The organism is Amycolatopsis sp. lyj-112, assembly GCF_046549055.1.
In the GTDB taxonomy this organism is placed as follows: Bacteria; Actinomycetota; Actinomycetes; order Mycobacteriales; family Pseudonocardiaceae; genus Amycolatopsis.
This window is the reverse complement of the sequence record NZ_JAJPWS010000007.1, coordinates 254,088-269,950: the sequence shown is the minus strand read 5'-3', so window position 1 is coordinate 269,950 and position 15,863 is coordinate 254,088. Positions and strand designations below refer to the sequence as shown.

At 69.0% G+C, this 15,863-nt stretch carries 20 protein-coding genes; 12 read left to right on the top strand and 8 right to left on the bottom strand.

Annotated features, from left to right (window positions below):
• Positions 1–48: 48 nt before the first annotated feature.
• The 3 genes from ACLJRL_RS24365 (at position 49) to ACLJRL_RS24355 (ending at position 3,164) form a co-directional block, all read left to right on the top strand.
• Entirely contained in the window at positions 49–1,401 is a 1,353-nt protein-coding gene (locus ACLJRL_RS24365; RefSeq protein WP_410658567.1) for a hypothetical protein, read from the top strand.
• A gap of 65 nt (positions 1,402–1,466) precedes the next feature.
• Complete coding sequence (locus ACLJRL_RS24360; RefSeq protein ID WP_410658566.1) at positions 1,467–1,595, top strand: hypothetical protein; 129 nt, start codon at positions 1,467–1,469, stop codon at positions 1,593–1,595.
• Positions 1,596–1,607: 12 nt separating this feature from the next.
• Positions 1,608–3,164 carry a DUF1841 family protein gene (locus ACLJRL_RS24355; protein WP_410658565.1) on the top strand — a complete coding sequence of 519 codons (1,557 nt, stop codon included), beginning with the start codon at positions 1,608–1,610 and terminating at the stop codon, positions 3,162–3,164.
• A gap of 7 nt (positions 3,165–3,171) precedes the next feature.
• Here the strand turns inward: ACLJRL_RS24355 and sigJ are convergent, their stop codons facing one another.
• A complete protein-coding gene (gene sigJ, locus ACLJRL_RS24350; RefSeq protein ID WP_410658564.1) occupies positions 3,172–4,077 on the bottom strand; it encodes an RNA polymerase sigma factor SigJ in 906 nt (301 codons plus the stop codon).
• A gap of 160 nt (positions 4,078–4,237) precedes the next feature.
• Here sigJ and ACLJRL_RS24345 point away from each other — a divergent pair, with 160 nt between their 5' ends.
• From ACLJRL_RS24345 to ACLJRL_RS24335, 3 genes are all read left to right on the top strand, one after another.
• Positions 4,238–4,591, top strand: a complete 354-nt coding sequence (locus ACLJRL_RS24345) for a DoxX family protein (protein WP_410658563.1) — start codon at positions 4,238–4,240, stop codon at positions 4,589–4,591.
• 88 nt (positions 4,592–4,679) lie between these two features.
• Positions 4,680–4,979: a type II toxin-antitoxin system Phd/YefM family antitoxin gene (locus ACLJRL_RS24340; RefSeq protein WP_410658562.1), complete on the top strand. Its 300-nt coding sequence runs from the start codon at positions 4,680–4,682 to the stop codon at positions 4,977–4,979.
• On the top strand, positions 4,976–5,392 hold the full coding sequence (locus ACLJRL_RS24335) for a type II toxin-antitoxin system VapC family toxin (protein WP_410658561.1): 417 nt from the start codon (positions 4,976–4,978) through the stop codon (positions 5,390–5,392). Before ACLJRL_RS24340 ends, ACLJRL_RS24335 begins: the two co-directional genes overlap by 4 nt.
• Positions 5,393–5,413: 21 nt before the next feature.
• Here the strand turns inward: ACLJRL_RS24335 and ACLJRL_RS24330 are convergent, their stop codons facing one another.
• From ACLJRL_RS24330 to ACLJRL_RS24320, 3 genes are all read right to left on the bottom strand, one after another.
• Positions 5,414–5,584 carry a hypothetical protein gene (locus ACLJRL_RS24330; protein ID WP_410658560.1) on the bottom strand — a complete coding sequence of 57 codons (171 nt, stop codon included), beginning with the start codon at positions 5,582–5,584 and terminating at the stop codon, positions 5,414–5,416.
• Positions 5,585–5,912: 328 nt separating this feature from the next.
• Positions 5,913–6,845, bottom strand: a complete 933-nt coding sequence (coaA, locus tag ACLJRL_RS24325) for a type I pantothenate kinase (RefSeq protein WP_410658559.1) — start codon at positions 6,843–6,845, stop codon at positions 5,913–5,915.
• 158 nt (positions 6,846–7,003) lie between these two features.
• Positions 7,004–7,639 (bottom strand): macro domain-containing protein, encoded by a 636-nt coding sequence (locus ACLJRL_RS24320; protein WP_410658558.1) that lies wholly within the window; start codon positions 7,637–7,639, stop codon positions 7,004–7,006.
• A 97-nt stretch (positions 7,640–7,736) separates the two neighbouring features.
• Between ACLJRL_RS24320 and pheA the strand changes: the two genes are divergently transcribed.
• From pheA to ACLJRL_RS24305, 3 genes are all read left to right on the top strand, one after another.
• Positions 7,737–8,645 carry a prephenate dehydratase gene (gene pheA, locus ACLJRL_RS24315; RefSeq protein ID WP_410658557.1) on the top strand — a complete coding sequence of 303 codons (909 nt, stop codon included), beginning with the start codon at positions 7,737–7,739 and terminating at the stop codon, positions 8,643–8,645.
• Positions 8,642–9,262: a histidine phosphatase family protein gene (locus ACLJRL_RS24310; protein WP_410658556.1), complete on the top strand. Its 621-nt coding sequence runs from the start codon at positions 8,642–8,644 to the stop codon at positions 9,260–9,262. Before pheA ends, ACLJRL_RS24310 begins: the two co-directional genes overlap by 4 nt.
• 144 nt (positions 9,263–9,406) lie before the next feature.
• The gene (locus tag ACLJRL_RS24305) at positions 9,407–10,051 is read left to right on the top strand and encodes a DUF4232 domain-containing protein (RefSeq protein WP_410658555.1); all 645 of its coding nucleotides are present in this window, start codon (positions 9,407–9,409) and stop codon (positions 10,049–10,051) included.
• Positions 10,052–10,055: 4 nt separating this feature from the next.
• On the opposite strand, the gene ACLJRL_RS24300 is transcribed toward ACLJRL_RS24305, so the two are convergent.
• The 4 genes from ACLJRL_RS24300 to ACLJRL_RS24285 all read right to left on the bottom strand — a co-directional run bounded on the left by ACLJRL_RS24300 (position 10,056) and on the right by ACLJRL_RS24285 (position 13,409).
• Positions 10,056–10,493 carry a hypothetical protein gene (locus tag ACLJRL_RS24300; RefSeq protein ID WP_410658554.1) on the bottom strand — a complete coding sequence of 146 codons (438 nt, stop codon included), beginning with the start codon at positions 10,491–10,493 and terminating at the stop codon, positions 10,056–10,058.
• A 58-nt stretch (positions 10,494–10,551) separates the two neighbouring features.
• On the bottom strand, positions 10,552–11,823 hold the full coding sequence (locus ACLJRL_RS24295; protein WP_410658553.1) for an MFS transporter: 1,272 nt from the start codon (positions 11,821–11,823) through the stop codon (positions 10,552–10,554).
• Positions 11,824–12,055: 232 nt separating this feature from the next.
• Entirely contained in the window at positions 12,056–12,406 is a 351-nt protein-coding gene (locus ACLJRL_RS24290) for a metallopeptidase family protein (protein ID WP_410658552.1), read from the bottom strand.
• Between the two features lie 4 nt (positions 12,407–12,410).
• Positions 12,411–13,409 carry a septum formation family protein gene (locus ACLJRL_RS24285; RefSeq protein WP_410658551.1) on the bottom strand — a complete coding sequence of 333 codons (999 nt, stop codon included), beginning with the start codon at positions 13,407–13,409 and terminating at the stop codon, positions 12,411–12,413.
• A gap of 93 nt (positions 13,410–13,502) precedes the next feature.
• Here ACLJRL_RS24285 and ACLJRL_RS24280 point away from each other — a divergent pair, with 93 nt between their 5' ends.
• The 3 genes from ACLJRL_RS24280 to ACLJRL_RS24270 all read left to right on the top strand — a co-directional run bounded on the left by ACLJRL_RS24280 (position 13,503) and on the right by ACLJRL_RS24270 (position 15,816).
• Entirely contained in the window at positions 13,503–14,129 is a 627-nt protein-coding gene (locus tag ACLJRL_RS24280; RefSeq protein WP_410658550.1) for a hypothetical protein, read from the top strand.
• On the top strand, positions 14,130–15,296 hold the full coding sequence (locus ACLJRL_RS24275; RefSeq protein ID WP_410658549.1) for a glutathionylspermidine synthase family protein: 1,167 nt from the start codon (positions 14,130–14,132) through the stop codon (positions 15,294–15,296).
• A 67-nt stretch (positions 15,297–15,363) separates the two neighbouring features.
• A complete protein-coding gene (locus ACLJRL_RS24270) occupies positions 15,364–15,816 on the top strand; it encodes a DUF350 domain-containing protein (protein WP_061980368.1) in 453 nt (150 codons plus the stop codon).
• Positions 15,817–15,863: the final 47 nt, after the last annotated feature.

Here is a 15,863-nt window from a genome sequence, read left to right as displayed (position 1 = left end):
GCGGTTGGCCCACACGCGCGGGCGAACCGGTCAGGCACACTTGTCCGGGTGAGTTCCACGACGGATCTGCGCCCCTACCTGCGCACCTTGGACGCGGAGACGCTGGCGGACCTGCTGCACGCCCAGGCCGAGCGTGACCCTGCGTTACGCCAGATCCTGGAGAGCCGGTTCGTCACCCAGGGGAGTGACCTCGCCGAGGCGCACCGTCTGCTCGACACCGCCGTCATGGCCGGCAACGTCGAATACGCCGCGAAGGTCGGGTCTGTCCTCGACACGCTCCAGCGGCTCCTCGACGCCGGAAGCCGGGCCGATCTCGCCCCGCTGGCCCGCCGGACGGTGGACGACATCAGCGAGATGCTGGAGCAGATCGACGACGCTTCGGGAGAGGTCGCCGACCGGCTGGACCGGGCCGTCGAGCTGTACGCGCGGGCCTGCGTCGCGCGGCCGCCGGACCCGGACGGCCTCGCCGGCTGGATCCTCGAAGTCGAGTTCGACGGGCCGGGCTGGCCGGTCATCGAACTCGCCGACTTCGCCTCCGCGCTGGGGGACAAGGGACTCGCCCGGATCAAGTCCACTGTGGACGACGTGCTCGCGGAGAACCCGTCCGGGGTGAAACGCGAGACCGCCGAGCGGCTGCGCGAGGAACTGGCGGAGGTGTCCGGCGACGTCGACGCGCTCGTCGCGATCCTCGCCGCCAAGCCGCCGCGGGTCGACGTCAGCCTCAAGATCGTGCGCGTGCTGCGGGCGGCGGGGCGGCACAGCGAGGCCATCGCGCATGCCGCGCGGGCGCTCACGCACGACAAGAAGAACGAGCGGGAAGAAACTCGGCCGGTCCCAGTGCCACCGATTTCAGTGCCGCCGGTCGAAGAGCCGCCGGTTCCCTTGTCGCGCAAGGAATTCGACGAGAATCCGGGCTGCGCGACCTATCTCGTGCTGCGCGAGGAGTCGCTGGAAGCCGGCCGCTGGCTCGCCCAGCGCAAGACCGCGCTGGCCCGGCTTCGTGAACTCGCCGCCGAAGGCACCGACGCCGCCGACGAACTCGTCCGCGCGCTGCTCGGCGAAGATCGCGCGGACGAGGCGTGGCGGGCGGCCGTCCGTTTTGAGGCGTCTTTGGCGGTACGGGTGGAACTCGCGGATTCGCGTTCCATAGCCCATCCGGCCGAGACCATTCCCATATACCGGGACCACGTCGAAGAATTGATCACGCATAAAGATCCGAATTCCTACCGCGCGGCGGCCCGGCAACTGCGCAAACTGCGCACAGTGCACAAAAAGGCTGGTACGGCTGAGGAATTCAGCTCGTACCTGGGTACATTGGTGGAAATACACAAACGGAAGACGCGGTTGATCGCCGAGGTCAAGGCGGCGAGAATCGCGATTCCGAAACCGGTCCGGGCGTAACCGCCCGGGGCTTCGGTCGTTATTCGTAGCGAACCGAGGAAACCCGGCGAAGAGGGTCGTACTCGATGACGATCGTCATCGTGGCCGTCGAAGTCGCGGTGGTCCTGAACCGGTGTCCGCCCGCGACCTCCCCGCGACGGGACCCGTGTTACGCGCCCAGGACCACCGCGACGAGCCGGTTCGGCGTTCCGTGAAAACATGTCTTCATGAGTCCGGTCAGTCGTGCCCGCAAGAAGGCAGCCCAGCCCGCCACGCCGAGTGTGACGGGCCTCTTCAAGGACGTCCTCCGGGACTTCTCGACCCTCGGTGCCGAGCCGGAGGTGCTCGACGTCGAGCTGCTGACCTCCGAAGTCCTCGGCCAGTGGTGGGAGATCGAGGTCGAAGAGGGCGAGCAGCCGCTGGGCCTGGAGCTCATCGCGTTCGCCGAGCGGAAGATCACGCCCGCCGCGGCCGCGCTGCTCGCCGGCTTGCGCGTGTTCGCCGAGACCGAAGAAGAGCGCGAAGCGGCCGCCTCGGCGTTGAACACCGTCCTCAGCCGGGGTATCCCGGAGCCGGAATGGATGGCCGACCTGGCCGCGGTGACCGTCGGGGACTGCTGGCGGACCGGCGACGTCTTCGGTGACGAGTCCTCCCTTCTCTGTCTCTTCTCCCGCGGCGGGGTCGAGCACGGCCTGCTGGCCCTCGTCGATTTCGCCGAGAGCGGCCGGATCCGCGACGTCGTCGTGGTGGACAAGCCGCACGACGTGCTGGCCGAGATGCGGCAGCAGGCCTCCGAAGACCCGGAGCTGGTCACGCTGGAGCGGGTCCTGCCCGAGCGCGCCCACCAGCTTCTCGCGGACGGGCTGGCCGCGACGGACGTCGTCGAGGAGCCGGACGTCAGTGAGGACTACGCGCGGTTCCACGCGCTCGCGATGGCTTGGATCCGGGCGCTGCCGGCCGCCGAGCCGTCGCCCGAGTACACGGAATGGCCCGAGCAGGTCCGCCAGGAGGTCGTCGCCGACTTCCTCGGCTCCGGGCTCGTGGAGGACAACGAGTCGACGCGGTTCTACGCGCGGCTGCTCGTCGACTACGGCTGCGAGACCGAGCCCGGCAGCCCGTTGCGGGTCGGCCCCGAGAAGCTCGCACGGTTCCTCGAAGCCCTGCTCGACGGCGAGTTCGAGGTGGACGAGGCGCACGAAGGCGCACTCGAGCCCGCCCTGCTCGGCTGGGTCACCTGGGCCGCCGGACGCGCCGGGCTGCCCGAGGCCGCCCGCACGGCGCTGCTGGAGAGCACGGCGGAGTTCCTGGAGGAGTTCTCGCAGGAAGAGGACTCCACGCTCGACGTCTACTTCGACGGTTCCGAGGGGATCGAAGACCCGGCCGAACTCGCGGAGGCCCTGGAGCGCCGGATGTTCGCCGTGCCTTCGGTCTACACGGAGATCGGCGACGAGGAGCTGGAGCTCGAGCCCGCCGACCCTGAACAGCGCCGCCTGCTGGTGATCGGCGAGCACCCCGAGTACCACGAGGCGCTGGCCGAGGACACCTTCGACGGCGAGCCGCGGATGCGTCTCGCGCTGAAGACCACCATCGTCGACCAGCTCTGGGTCGACGAGCCCGCCGAGGTCTGGCAGGCGGTGCGGCGGCTGAGCGAGACGGGGCGGGAGCGCGACGAGATCTTCGACAGGCTGATCGACGCGCTGGCCGGGCAGCTGAGCGAAGCCGGCGAGAACGAGATGGACTACGACCTCGACGACTACCGGGCGGCTCTCGGCGGCCTCGCCTGACCGGTACTCACGGGGTGCCCGCCGTCCACGGCCGGAGCTTCTCGGGGTTGCGCACCGCCCAGATCCGCTCGATCCGGTCGCCTGCCACGGCGAACGCCGCCACCGTCACGGTGACGCCGTCGTGCTGGGCCACCAGTCCGGGCTGACCGTTGACCGTCCGTTCCAAGATCGTCAGGCCGGGTGCCCGGTCGCCGATGCCGACGAGGTAGCGGGCGACCTGGCCGCCGCCTTCGATCGGGCGGAGCACGGCGTTGACCAGGCCGCCGCCATCGGCGATCACGATGGCGGCGGGGTCGAGAAGGCCGACGAGGGCGTCGATGTCCTTGGCCTCCCAGGCTTCTTTGAAGGCTCTGACGACGGCGCGCTGAGCCGCGGGGGCCTCGGGAGACCGCGACGCGCGAATGCGGCGGCGGGCGGAGGAGGAGAGCTGGCGGCAGGCCGCGGGGGTGCGGCCGACGATCTCGGCGACTTCGGCGAACGGATACCGAAAGACGTCGTGCAGGACGAACGCGACGCGCTCGGCCGGGGTCATCGAGTCCAGTACGACGAGGAAGGCCATGCCGATCGACTCGTCGAGGGTGACTCGGTCGGCCGGGTCGGCGCTGCGCCCGTTGATCCACTCCGCCGGTTCGGGCAGCGGTTCGGGGATCCACTCGCCCACGTAGCGCTCCCGCCGGGCTCGTGCCGAGCCGAGCAGGTCGAGGCAGATCCGGCCGGCGACCTTGGTCAGCCAGGCGCCGGGTGAAGCGATGGCTTCCCGCTGCTGCGGCGACATGGCGTACCAGCGCGCGTAGGTCTCTTGGACGACGTCCTCGGCATCGGCCAGGGAGCCGAGCAGCCGGTAGGCGACGTTGATCACCTGACGTCGCTCGCTCATGATCGCGCCGAGGTCCGGCTCGGGTCGGTTGGTCATGGTATCGCCAGGCTTCCTGAGTCGAGGCTGTCTTCACCTTGTACGACGAGACGGCGCACCGGATTGTGAGGCCGGCGCGTCGCCTGACATTCCCGGCGGTCGTTTCGTCGGACTGTCGGGACACCGGGTCCCGGGCTCGGCAATCGCAAAGTGAGGTCTCGTGTTCGTCGCTTATCTGACGGTCACCATCTTCGCCTCGGTACTGCACGGCAGCGCCGCTGTCGTCTACCTGATCGGTCACGAATTCCCCAAGGCCCAGGCGGATATGAAGGGCCTGCCACGGTCGTGGGTACCGGTGCTGGGCACGATGCTGGCGGTGGGCTCCCTGGGGTTGCTGGGCGGCCTCGCGGTGCCGATGCTGGGGACACTCGCCGCCGCCGGCCTCTCGCTGTACTTCGTCGGCGCCCTCCTCGCACATCTGCGGGTGGGCTCCCGCAAGCTCGTGGCCTGGGGCGGATTCTTCGCCACCGCGCTGGCCGCGCTGGCCGCGAACCTGGCTTATCACTGGTCGTGAACGGGAAGAATCACCACGGGTGACCCCGGCGGTCCTTTTCGGTGACATCCCCCTTGTCAATCCCGCCGAATCTGTCTAGTCTGTCTAGATGGAAGCAGTGACCTGGCAAGTGCAGGACGCCAAGCAGCGGCTGAGCGAGCTGTTGCGCCGGGCCGCGGCCGAGGGGCCGCAGTTCGTCACCAAACATGGGGAGGAGGTGGCCGTGGTGCTCGACATCGCGGACTACCGCAGGCTGACCGGCAGCGGCTGGCCCGCCGATTTCAAACTCGTGCTGTCCGGTGAGCAGCACCATCCCGAGCACGCGGAGGCACTGGCCGACGTGCTGGAGGAGGTCGCCGCCGAACGTGCGGAAGACCTGCCGAGGGACGTCTCGGAGGTGAGCGGGTGAGCTTTCTGCTGGACACGAACATCGTGTCCGAGGCCCGTCGGCGCACCCAGAACGCGGGCTTCGCCCGATGGTGGGGCGATGTGTCGTCGAGCAGGCTCTACTTGAGCGCGCTGACCGTCGGAGAGATCGAGAGGGGGATACACAAACTCAGGCACCGAGGAGATCAAGACCGGGAACGAGCGGATGTGCTGGCCGACTGGCTGACCGGGCTCAGCGCGCAGTTCTCGGATCGGATCCTTCCGGTGACCGCCGATGTCGCGGCCGAATGGGGAAGGCAGTGCGCCCCGCGAAAGGTCCCGTCGATCGACGGACTGATCGCCGCGACCGCCCGCGTCCACGGGCTGACCCTGGTCACCCGCAACCTCGCCGACATGGCCGGGCTGGGAGCGCAGGTCCACAACCCGTTCGAATAAGCCGGTACCGAGCCGGTCGGCTCAGCTCAGGGGTGCCGCCGGAGTGCCCTTGCTCTCCGTGACTTCCGGCTTCTTGCGGCGCCGGTCCCCACGGGCGTCATCGAAGTCGACGACGAACGCTCCAGCGGCCATGGCCACGAGGAGCGCGAGTCCGAGAATCGAGCCGACCCAGGTCAGAATGATCGAGAACATCGTGGGCCTCCTCCCTGCTCAAGGTCTTCTTCGAAGCCTCTTGGGCCCTGTCACAAGGGTCGCCTCGGGGGCCTGTAGCCGGTATCGGCCAACCGGTTACACGTACTGAGCGTGGATCGGCCGATCGGCCGAGGAAACGGCGTCTTCCGTCGCACAACGCGACCGGATGGCACGAACACCTCGCCAGGGGTGCGAAGGCTGCTGCTTGTGAGGGAACGGCCGGAAAAGGCCGCAGTGATCGCCTTCCGGCGAAGTGATCTTGGAAGCCGTCGTGAATGCTCGCCGTGAGTAGAAGATCCGTGCGCGTCCGATCACGCAGAGTGCATGATCAAAGCTTGCGCAACCGGACCCGGTTGATGGCGTGGTCGGCGTCCTTGCGGAGGACGAGGGTCGCCCTGGGCCGCGTCGGCTTGATGTTCTCCATCAGGTTCGGCTCGTTGATCGTGCGCCACAGATGGCGCGCCTCGGCCCGCGCCTCGTCGTCCGGGAGGCCGGCGAAGTGGTGGAAGTGTGACGCAGGGTCCGCGAACGCGGTGTGACGCAGCTTGAGGAAGCGCTCGACGTACCAGCGCTCGATGTCGGTGGTCGGCGCGTCCACGTAGATCGAGAAGTCGAACAGATCCGAGACGGTGAGCCGGGGGCCGGGCTGAAGGACGTTCAACCCTTCGATGATCAGGATGTCGGGCCGCTGAACGATCTGTTCCTCGCCGGGAAGGATGTCGTAGGCGAGGTGCGAGTACACCGGCGCGCTGACCCGCTCCGCCCCGGACTTCACGTCGGTGACGAACCGCAGCAGGGCCCGCCGGTCGTAGCTCTCCGGGAAGCCCTTGCGGTGCATGATCCCGCGCCGGACCAGTTCGGCACGCGGGTAGAGGAACCCGTCGGTGGTCACCAGGTCGACCCTGGGGTGATCCGGCCAGCGGGCGAGCAGGGTGCGCAGGATGCGCGCGGTGGTCGACTTGCCGACCGCGACGCTTCCGGCGATACCGATGACGTAGGGCACCTTGGTGCCCCGACTGTCCTCACCGAGGAAGGTGGTGGTGGCTTCGTACAACCGTTGCCTCGCGGCGACCTGGAGATTGATCAGCCGGGAAAGCGGCAGGTAGACCTCGGCGACCTCGGCCAGGTCGACCTGCTCACCGAGACCGCGCAGGCGGAGCAGTTCCGCGGCGGTCAGAGGGAGAGGGGTCGACCTGCGTAGTTCACGCCATTGCTCACGGTGCAGCTCCACGTAGGGGCTGAGCTCACGGACCCGCGGCATCGCACACTCCTCGCCCGTCGCCTGCGCTGGCGCCGTACAAAAGCCGTGTTGACGAGTTCTCGGCGGGGAAGCGTGCCTCGAACCGGATGAAGCCGCTTTAACGGTAGGGCTTACGGCTCGTGAACGCGCTGCGATGTGATGTAGCCCGCTTCGGGGGGTTACCGTCCGTTACGGGTAGATCGGGAGGAGAAGACCTCTTCCCACGCGGCGGCGACCTGCCGGGCGCAGGTGGCGGGCGCGAGCCCGCCGACGCCGGTGCCGAGACCGGGCATCGCGATCGTGTGCACGAGGTCACGGATCCGGCCTTGGTCGAGCCACCCGTCCCGCCACTGCCGGAACACCGCGCGAGCGGCCAGATACGGGTGGACGGTGTCACGGGGGAGGCGTTCGCCGGGTTCCCGCATCGTCGGCGCGCTGATCAGCCAGGCAGGCTCGGCCTCACCGGTGGGCACGATCACCGATTCGCCGATCGGGAGTTCCCCGCCGTGGTAGGCGAGGACGGCGCTGCGCACGTTCTGCTCGACGCCGGGATAGGCGCGGGCGTAGACCGCGTCGATACCGCCGCGCATCCAGCCGTAGGAGTTCGCGGGGCTCACGACGGCCTGGGCGACGACGTCGAGCACCGACCCGCGGTGCACGAAGATCCGACCGTCCACAGTGTCCGCGACGGTGGTCCAGGCTTGGGCGAGCAGGTCATCGACGGCGCACAACACCAGCTCCGGCGTCGGGCTGCCCGATATGGGTACGGGAGAGGAGCCGACATCCCCGGTGTGCGTGCCCGATTCGGCGGTCACACCCTTAGCATGGCAAAAAAAGCCACTGGGCGTAACCGGTTCGCGTACCGGCTGTCCGAGTGAAAGTCGCGACCGTCGACGTGCGTAACCTGGCGGGGTGTCACGGATCGCCTACTTCGGCCCCCAGGGAACGTTCACCGAACAGGCCGCGCGCCGGCTCGCCCCCGGGGAGGAACTGATCCCCGCGGAGACCATCCCGGCGGCGCTGGCGGCGGTCCGCGAGGGCCGAGCCGACGCGGCCTGCGTCCCGATCGAGAACTCCGTCGAGGGCGCGGTCACCGCGACCCTCGACAGCCTGAGCGACGCCGCGCCGCTCGTGGCGGTGGCGGAGGTGCTGCTGCCGGTCCACTTCAGCGTGCTGACCCGGCCGGGCACCAGCGAGATCCGCTCCGTGGCGAGCCACCCGCACGCGCTCGCGCAGGTCCGCCACTGGGTGGAGGCGAACTTCCCCGGCGCTCATCCGGTCGCGACGTCGTCCACCGCCGCGGCCGCGGTCGCGGTCGCCGCGGGCGAGTTCGACGCCGCCATCACCGCGCCGGTCGCCGTCGAGCACTACCCGCTGGACGTACTGGCCACCGAGGTCGCCGATGTCCGCGACGCGCAGACCCGGTTCCTGCTGGTCCAGGCCCCGGGCGACCTCCCGGCGCCGACCGGGGCGGACCGCACGTCGATCGTCGCCGCCGCGACGAACCGCACCGGCACGCTGGCCGAACTGCTCACCGAACTGGCCGTCCGCGGGATCAACCTGACCAAGCTGGACGCCCGCCCGACCAGGAACAACTTCGGCGAGTACCGCTTCTTCATCGACTTCGAGGGGCACGTCGCCGAGCCCCGGATCGGCGACGCGCTGGCCGCGTTGCGCCGCCGGTGCCGCAACGTGCGCTTCCTCGGTTCCCACCCCCGGGCGGACGGGGGCACGACCGAGATCGAGCCCGGCGCCGCCAACGACGACTTCACCGACGCGATCGCCTGGGTCGACGCGATCCGGAAGGGAGACCAGGCGTGAAACTCCTCCTCGTCCGCCACGGCCAGACCCCCGGCAACGTGCGGGGCGCGCTCGACACCGCGCTCCCCGGCCCGCCGCTGACCGAACTGGGCCGGGAACAGGCCCGCGACCTCGCGACCCGGCTCGACGGCGAGCCGATCGTCGCGGTCTACGCCTCCCAGGCCATCCGCGCCCAGCAGACCGCCGCGCCGCTCGCCGCCAAGCTCGGCGTCGACGTCCAGGTCATCGACGGGGTGCACGAGGTCGCCGCCGGTGACCTCGAAGGCAACACCGACCAGGACTCGATCGCGACCTACATGGGCGTCGTGCACCGGTGGACGATCGGCGAGCTCGACCCGCCGATCCCCGGCGGTGAGAACGGCGAGCAGGTCCGCGCGCGGATGCTCGACGCGGTCGCCCGGCTGCGGGCCAAGCACGAACAGGCCGAGCCCGACGGCACGGTGGTCCTGGTGAGCCATGGCGGCGCGATCCGCCTCGGCGGCGAATGGCTCGCCGGGAACGTCACGGCCGAAGTCGCCAACCAAGGCCTAGTTCCGAACACCGGCATCGTCGAACTCGTCTCGACCGACGTCGGCTGGACCTGTCTCACCTGGGCGGGAGCCCCTGTGGAGCGCTGAGCCGGACGTTTGCCTCCGCGCCTTCCGGGGAATACACCCCACGAGATCGATTAACACCTTGTGGGGAATTAACCGGAGGAGCGCAACCTCCGCCGCGGACAACACGTCTACTGATCGGTGGGTCACCCGGCTACAGGGAGGCGAATGACCATGGTTCGTTCGAAGATGATCTCCATCGGCGGGCTCGTCGCGGGCAGTGTCGGGCTCCTGCTGCTCAGCGCGTGCGGTTCCGAGACCACCCCCGTCGCGCAGAGTTCCTCCGCGACACCGTCCAGTTCATCGGCCGAGACCTCGGCCGCCCCGAGCGCGAGCTCGTCCACTCCGGCACCGGCGGAGCAGCCTGCGCCGAATCCGCAGCCGAAGGCCGACGGGCTCTGCAAGGCGGGCGACGTCAAGCTGTCCATCGCGAACGGCGACGCGGCGGCCGGGACGGTGTACCGCAAGCTGGTCATCACCAACGCGAGCGGGCATCCGTGCACCGTCCAGGGCTTCCCGGGCGTGTCCTACGTGACCGGCGCGGACGGCCACCAGGTCGGTGAAGCCGCGTTCCGTGACGGAGCCAAGGGCCAGCCGATCCAGCTGAACAACGGCGAGAGCGCGTCCACCGACATCGGGTTCGTGAACGTCCGCAACTACGACGAGCAGGCCTGCAAGCCCACCGAGACCCGAGGGCTGCGGGTGTACCTGCCGCAGGAGACCGCCTCGAACTTCGTGTCGGTGCAGGGGCTCGGCTGCGCGGGCAAGATCCCCGGCAACCAGCTGACCGTGAAGACGGTCCACAAGGGCTAGGGCGCTAGAGCTGGGTGCAGAGCTGTTCGGCCTGTGCCAGGTGCCGCTGGCCGGAGATCTGGTTGAAGTGCAGGCTGAACACCATGCGGCTGACGCCGTCGATGTGCTCGGCCAGCGGTTTGTAGGTGTCGCTGGCGGCGGCCGCCGCGGCCGAAAGTTCGCGTGCGGCCGTCATCCTGTGCAGGATCTCGGGGGCCAGCACCGGCACGGTCCGCTCCGAGGGCGCCGAGTCGGTGGTGTCCGGGATCGTGCCGACCCTGGTCAGGGCCTGGCAGGCGTCCTGGGCGTCTTCGAGGGCGCCCGCGTTGACGCCCGAGAGCGCCCAGAGCATGCCGATCACGCCGGCCCCGATGACGAATCCGGCGACCGCGGTGACCACTTGCGGGCGTCTGGAAGGTTCCTTCGTCCCCACGCCTGCCTCCGGCACCAGTGTCTGCTGCATCGCGGACCTCCTCACCAGCTCCGGTGATGTGCTATTTCAGCACCAAAGGTCCCGATTTTCACTGGTCTTGGTGGAGTACCTGTGCCGCCGTGGCCGATTTGTCATCGAGTGACCCGGCTCGCAGCGAGAAGAACGCGAAGGCGGCGACGCCGAACAGCAAGAGCCCGGACGTCAAAAACGTCCGGGCCGGGGAACCGAGTACGTGGGTGAGGACCCCGCCGAGCAGGGCCCCGGCCGGGATCGCGCCCCAGACCACGGTGCGCCACACCCCGAGGATCCGGCCGAGCAGCGCGCCGGGCACGAGTGTGTGCCGCGCGGTCCCCAGCACGATGTTCACCGCGACGACGGCGGCCGCGAACAGGCCGAACAGCGCGGCGCCCGCCACCGGCGAGCTGGTCAGCCCCATCCCGGTGAACGCGGCGCCGCAGCAGGCGAACCCGCCGATGAGCACCGTGCGACGTCCGGCCGCTTTCACCAGCCGCGGGGCGAAGCCCGCGCCCAGCAATCCGCCGATGCCGCCGATGAACGCGAAGAGCCCGAAGGCCGCTTCGCTGAGTCCGAGGTACTCGATCGCGTACAGCACCAACTGTGCCTGAGCGAGTTCGCTGACCAGGCTGGTCAGCCCGGCCACGACGACCAGCCGGAGCATCAGCGGATTGCGCTTCAACCAGCGGAAACCTTCGGCCAGTTCGGCGCGGAAGCCGGCGGGCGCGCTCTCGGACACACCGTCGTCCGGGCGGCCCCGGTAGCTCCCCGCGAGCCCGAGCAGTACGGCGGCCGCGATCGCGAACCCCGCCGAGTTGAGCAGGAAGGGGAAAGTCGCGAAGAGCGCGAAGGCGGCACTGCCGATCGGTCCGCCGAGGAAGGTCTGCCCGACGATCTCGCAGGCCTGGAGCTTGCTGTTCGCGCTGTCGAGCGAATCCCTGTCGACGAGCGCCGGGATGAGCACGTTGGCCGCGCTGTCCGCGACCGTCTCGGCCGTGCCGAGGAGCAGTGCGGCGACGTAGACCACCCAGATCGTCACGCCGTCGGCCGCGACCAGGGCGGCCATCGCGCCGACGACGACCGCGCGGGCGCTGTTCGCGATGATCATCGCGCGGCGCCGGTCGATCCGGTCCAGCAGCGCGCCCGCCGGGAGCGCGAACAGCAGCCACGGCAGGAACTGGGTCGCCGAGAGACCGGCGATGAGCAGCGGATCACGGGTCAGGGTGACCGCGAGCAGCGGGAACGCGACCTTGCCGATGCCGTCGCCGAGATTCGAGGCCGCGCTGGACGTGAGCAGCCAGCGCAACCGCCGGTCACCCCTTCTGTGCACCATCACCTCGGCCATGCGCGCCTCCCCAGGCATTCGCCGGCGCCGGCCGACGACAACGTGCCAAAAAGTTTAGCGGGGGTTGTCGCCCAAAGTGGTGGGGTTGTTACACCGAGTTAAGAATCCGGAAGACCTTTGGTGCCCGACGCACAAAAATCACCGACCATGCCTCCTTCGGCGCGGAATCCGCCGGAGGGGAGCAGGGGACCTTTGCTCTCGCCTGGGTCTTGCTGGGCTAGGCGGTGCCGCGTCAGCCCCAGCCGAGCTCGTGCAGGCGCGCGTCGTCGATGCCGAAGTGGTGGCCGACCTCGTGGACCACCGTGATCAGCACTTCCTCGACGACGTCTTCCTCGGTGTCGCACATCTCCAGCAACGGCTGTCGGTAGATCGAGATCCGGTCCGGCAGTACCCCGCCGTATTCGTGGGTTCGTTCGGTCAGCGCGACGCCGTGGTAGAGCCCGAGAATCGTGGGCGACTCCTCGTTGAACTCCTCGACGAGCACCACGACGTTGTCCATCGCGTCCGCGAATTCGCCGGGCAGCTCGTCCAACGCCTCCGACACCAGCTCTTCGAAGCGCTGCTGGGTCATCTCGACGGGCACGGACTCACCCGCCGGTCTTGGTCGAAGACGGGGGCGCGCTCGGGGTGCCGCCTTCCGAGGGCGGGGCCTCGCCGTTGCCGACCTTGACGCTCCCGGTGATCGGCGCGAGCCCCTTGCCGTCGGCCAGGGTCGCCGCCACCTTGCAGTTCACCAGCGTCGACCCGGCGTCCCAGCTCTCCTGCTCGCGCACGTCCCAGCCGAGGATGACCTTCTTCGCGGCGAGATCGGCGTTGCCGGTGTAGTCCTGCGCCGCCGTCGAGCACTCGGTGTCCAGCCAGGTGTTCTGCTGCTCCTGCGAGGGGTAGCTCTCGGCGAACTTCTTCTTGAGGTCCAGGGTCGCGATGATCTCGTACGAGTGCGGCTGGGCGCAGTCGATCGGGTCGCCGTAGCTGTTGTTGAGCAGCGCGAGGCAGGTGCCCGGCTCCCACACGGCCGACTGGTTCTGCTCCTTCGCCGGCCCGGTGGTCGCCTGCAGCTTGCCGCTGACGCCCGCCCACTGGAGGCCGCAGCGCAGCTGGCGGTCGCCGTTCGCCCACTGCCCGGGAGTCGGCCGGAGCAGGTTCATGCTCAGCTTGCCGTACGGATCCAGCGCGCGGCCGAGGTACGGCTTGACGTCGACGGTGCAGCGCGACCGCGAGATCTCCTGCCACCCCTCGAGGTTCGGGCTCGGCACACCGGCGGGGTACTGCGCGCCGATGTCGACGATGCTGGTGACCTCGAACAAGTGGGACTCGGCGCACGGCACGCGCCGCGCGTCGGTGGCGTCCGGGGCGTTCCAGGTCAGGCAGGTGCCCGGGGGAGATTGGAATGCTTCGACCGCCGCGGGGGACAGTTTGGGGGCGCCGCCGCCCGAACCACCCTCCGGGCCCACGTTCCAGGAAAAGGCGACACTCAGCGAAAGCGCGACGATCGCGCCCACGAACACACCGGCCATGACGAGCCGGGTGCGCAGGGTGCTCAGCGCGTTTCGCGGATCACGGAACCGCTCGGCCTGTTGAGACATCCACTCCATGATGCCCGCGCCGCACGTAAGGTGCGCGTACCGGGTGGTTAGTGTTGGACACGGGTTCGTGGCGTGGGCGATTACGGAGCTTCGATGACGCAGGATGACAACCAGGGGGCGCAGCCGCCCCAGGAACCGCCGAAGCGCGGTTCGATGCGATTCCAGGACGACAGCACGCAGGCTCGGCAGCCATCGCTGGCCGAGCAGCGGGCACGACAGCAGGCGCTGGCGCAGCAGGAACGCCAGGAGGTGCTGGACGCCGAGGCGTCCCGCGCCGCCGACAAGAAGTCGTCGACCAAGCGGAAGCTGCTGATCGGTACCGGCGTCACGGTCGGTCTGGTCGGTCTGGTCGCGACGTTCTACACGGTCGCGAAGCCGGAGGAGGTCACGGCGGTCTGTGCCGCCAAGGACACGGAGATCGTCGAGAACGACCAGAACTGCGACGAGAACTACGTCAGGACGCACGGCGGGTATTCGCAGGGCGGGTTCTTCTTCCTCCCGATCGGTGGTTTCGGCGGCGGCTACAACAGCTACCGGTACAACTACGGCGGCACCGGCACCGTCGGGCAGCGCGTGTCCGGCGGCTCGTACACCGCGCCGTCGGGGGCGAACGTCAACACCAAATCGGGCAAGTCCGTCCAGCGTGGCGGGTTCGGCATCAGTGGCAAGAGCGGCAGCACCGGCGGCAGCGGCGGCAGCGGCAAGAGCGGAGGCTCGTAGGTGTACCGGGATTCCAAGCCGCCCCGGCGGGACTGGCAGAACATCGTCGAAGAGCAGGGCCTGGTCTTCGGCACCCCCGCCCGCGACGGCTCCGGAAAGTCCCGGCCGTACTGGGACGAGTCGGTCCACTACGTCTTCGAGATGGACGAGATCCTGTCCGTCGAGGCGGACGTGGAACTGCTGCACTCGATGTGCCTCGAAGCCGTCGACAACGTCGTGACCACCGAGCAGTACCAGCGCTTCGGCATCCCCGAGTGGGTCTGGCCGCATATCGCCGAGTCGTGGAAGCGGCAGGATCCGCACGTCTACGGCCGGTTCGACCTGCGCTACGACGGCAAGAGCCCGGCGAAGCTGCTCGAATACAACGCGGACACGCCGACCTCGCTGCTCGAGGCCGCGGTGCTGCAGTGGCACTGGAAGACCTCGGTCTTCCCCGAGGCCGACCAGTGGAACTCGATCCACGAGAAGCTGGTCGAGCGCTGGGGTGAACTTGCCGACAAGCTGCCCTCGAACGAGCTGCACTTCACCTGGTCTTCGGCCGATCCGTCCGGTGAGGACCACGTCACGACGGCGTACCTGCAGGAGACCGCGGCCGAGGCCGGGCTCGACACCGTCGGCCTGTCGATCGAGGAGATCGGCTGGGACCCGGTGCTCAAGCGGTTCGTCGACCTCGAAGAGGCGCAGATGGCGACGGTCGTGAAGCTCTACCCGTGGGAGTGGGTGGTCGACGAGGAGTTCGGCCGCTTCGCCATCGAAACCATGCCTCGCACGCTGTGGGTCGAGCCGCTGTGGAAGATGCTGCTCTCCAACAAGACGCTGCTCGCGGTCCTGTGGGAGAACTACCCGGGCCACCCGAACCTGCTTCCGGCGTTCGCCGACGACCCCGGTCTGCTGACCGAGTACGTCCGCAAGCCGAAACTGGGTCGTGAGGGCGCGAACGTGCAGATCGTCGCCACCGGCTACGAGACGCAGACCGACGGCGTCTACGGCGCCGAAGGCTACATCTACCAGGCGTTCGACCCGCTCCCCGAGTTCCAGGGCTACCGCCCCGCGCTCGGTGCGTGGATCGTCGGCGACCAGGCCGCCGGCCTCGGGATCCGCGAGACCGCCGGACTCGTCACGGACGACGGTGCGGCGTTCGTCCCGCACCGCATCCTCGAGTCGTGATACAAGAACCGCACATTCCTGACATTTTTGATCGGCTACGACCGGCCCGTACCTCTGGGAGAACCCTGTGACGACCACCCTTGCGCTGTCCGACACGTTCGGCTCCGACCTCGTGCGGGGCATCGGCGCGATCCTGCTGTACGGCGTCGTCGGCCTGCTGCTGATGTTCGCCGGGTTCTGGGCGATCGACTGGACCACGCCCGGCAAGCTGTCCCAGCTTGTCTCGCGTGGCCTGCCCAACGCGGTCATCGTGACCGCGTCCGGTCTGCTCTCGATGGCGTTCATCGTCGTCGTGGCGATCGCGAACTCCGCCAGTGACCTGACCGAGGGCCTGATCACCTCGCTGGTCTACGGCCTGCTCGGCATCGTGGTGCAGGTGCTCGCGGTCCGCCTGCTGGAATGGGCGACCCGGATCGACGTCCGCTCGACCATCGAAAGCGAGAAGTTCGCCCCGGTCAGCGTCGTCGTCGCGGCCGCGCACCTGGCGTTGGGCCTTGTCGTGGCCGTCGGCATCTCGTGAATTAGTGACTTCCTGAGCGCGGCACAGGCGCACGGTTCCCACTAACG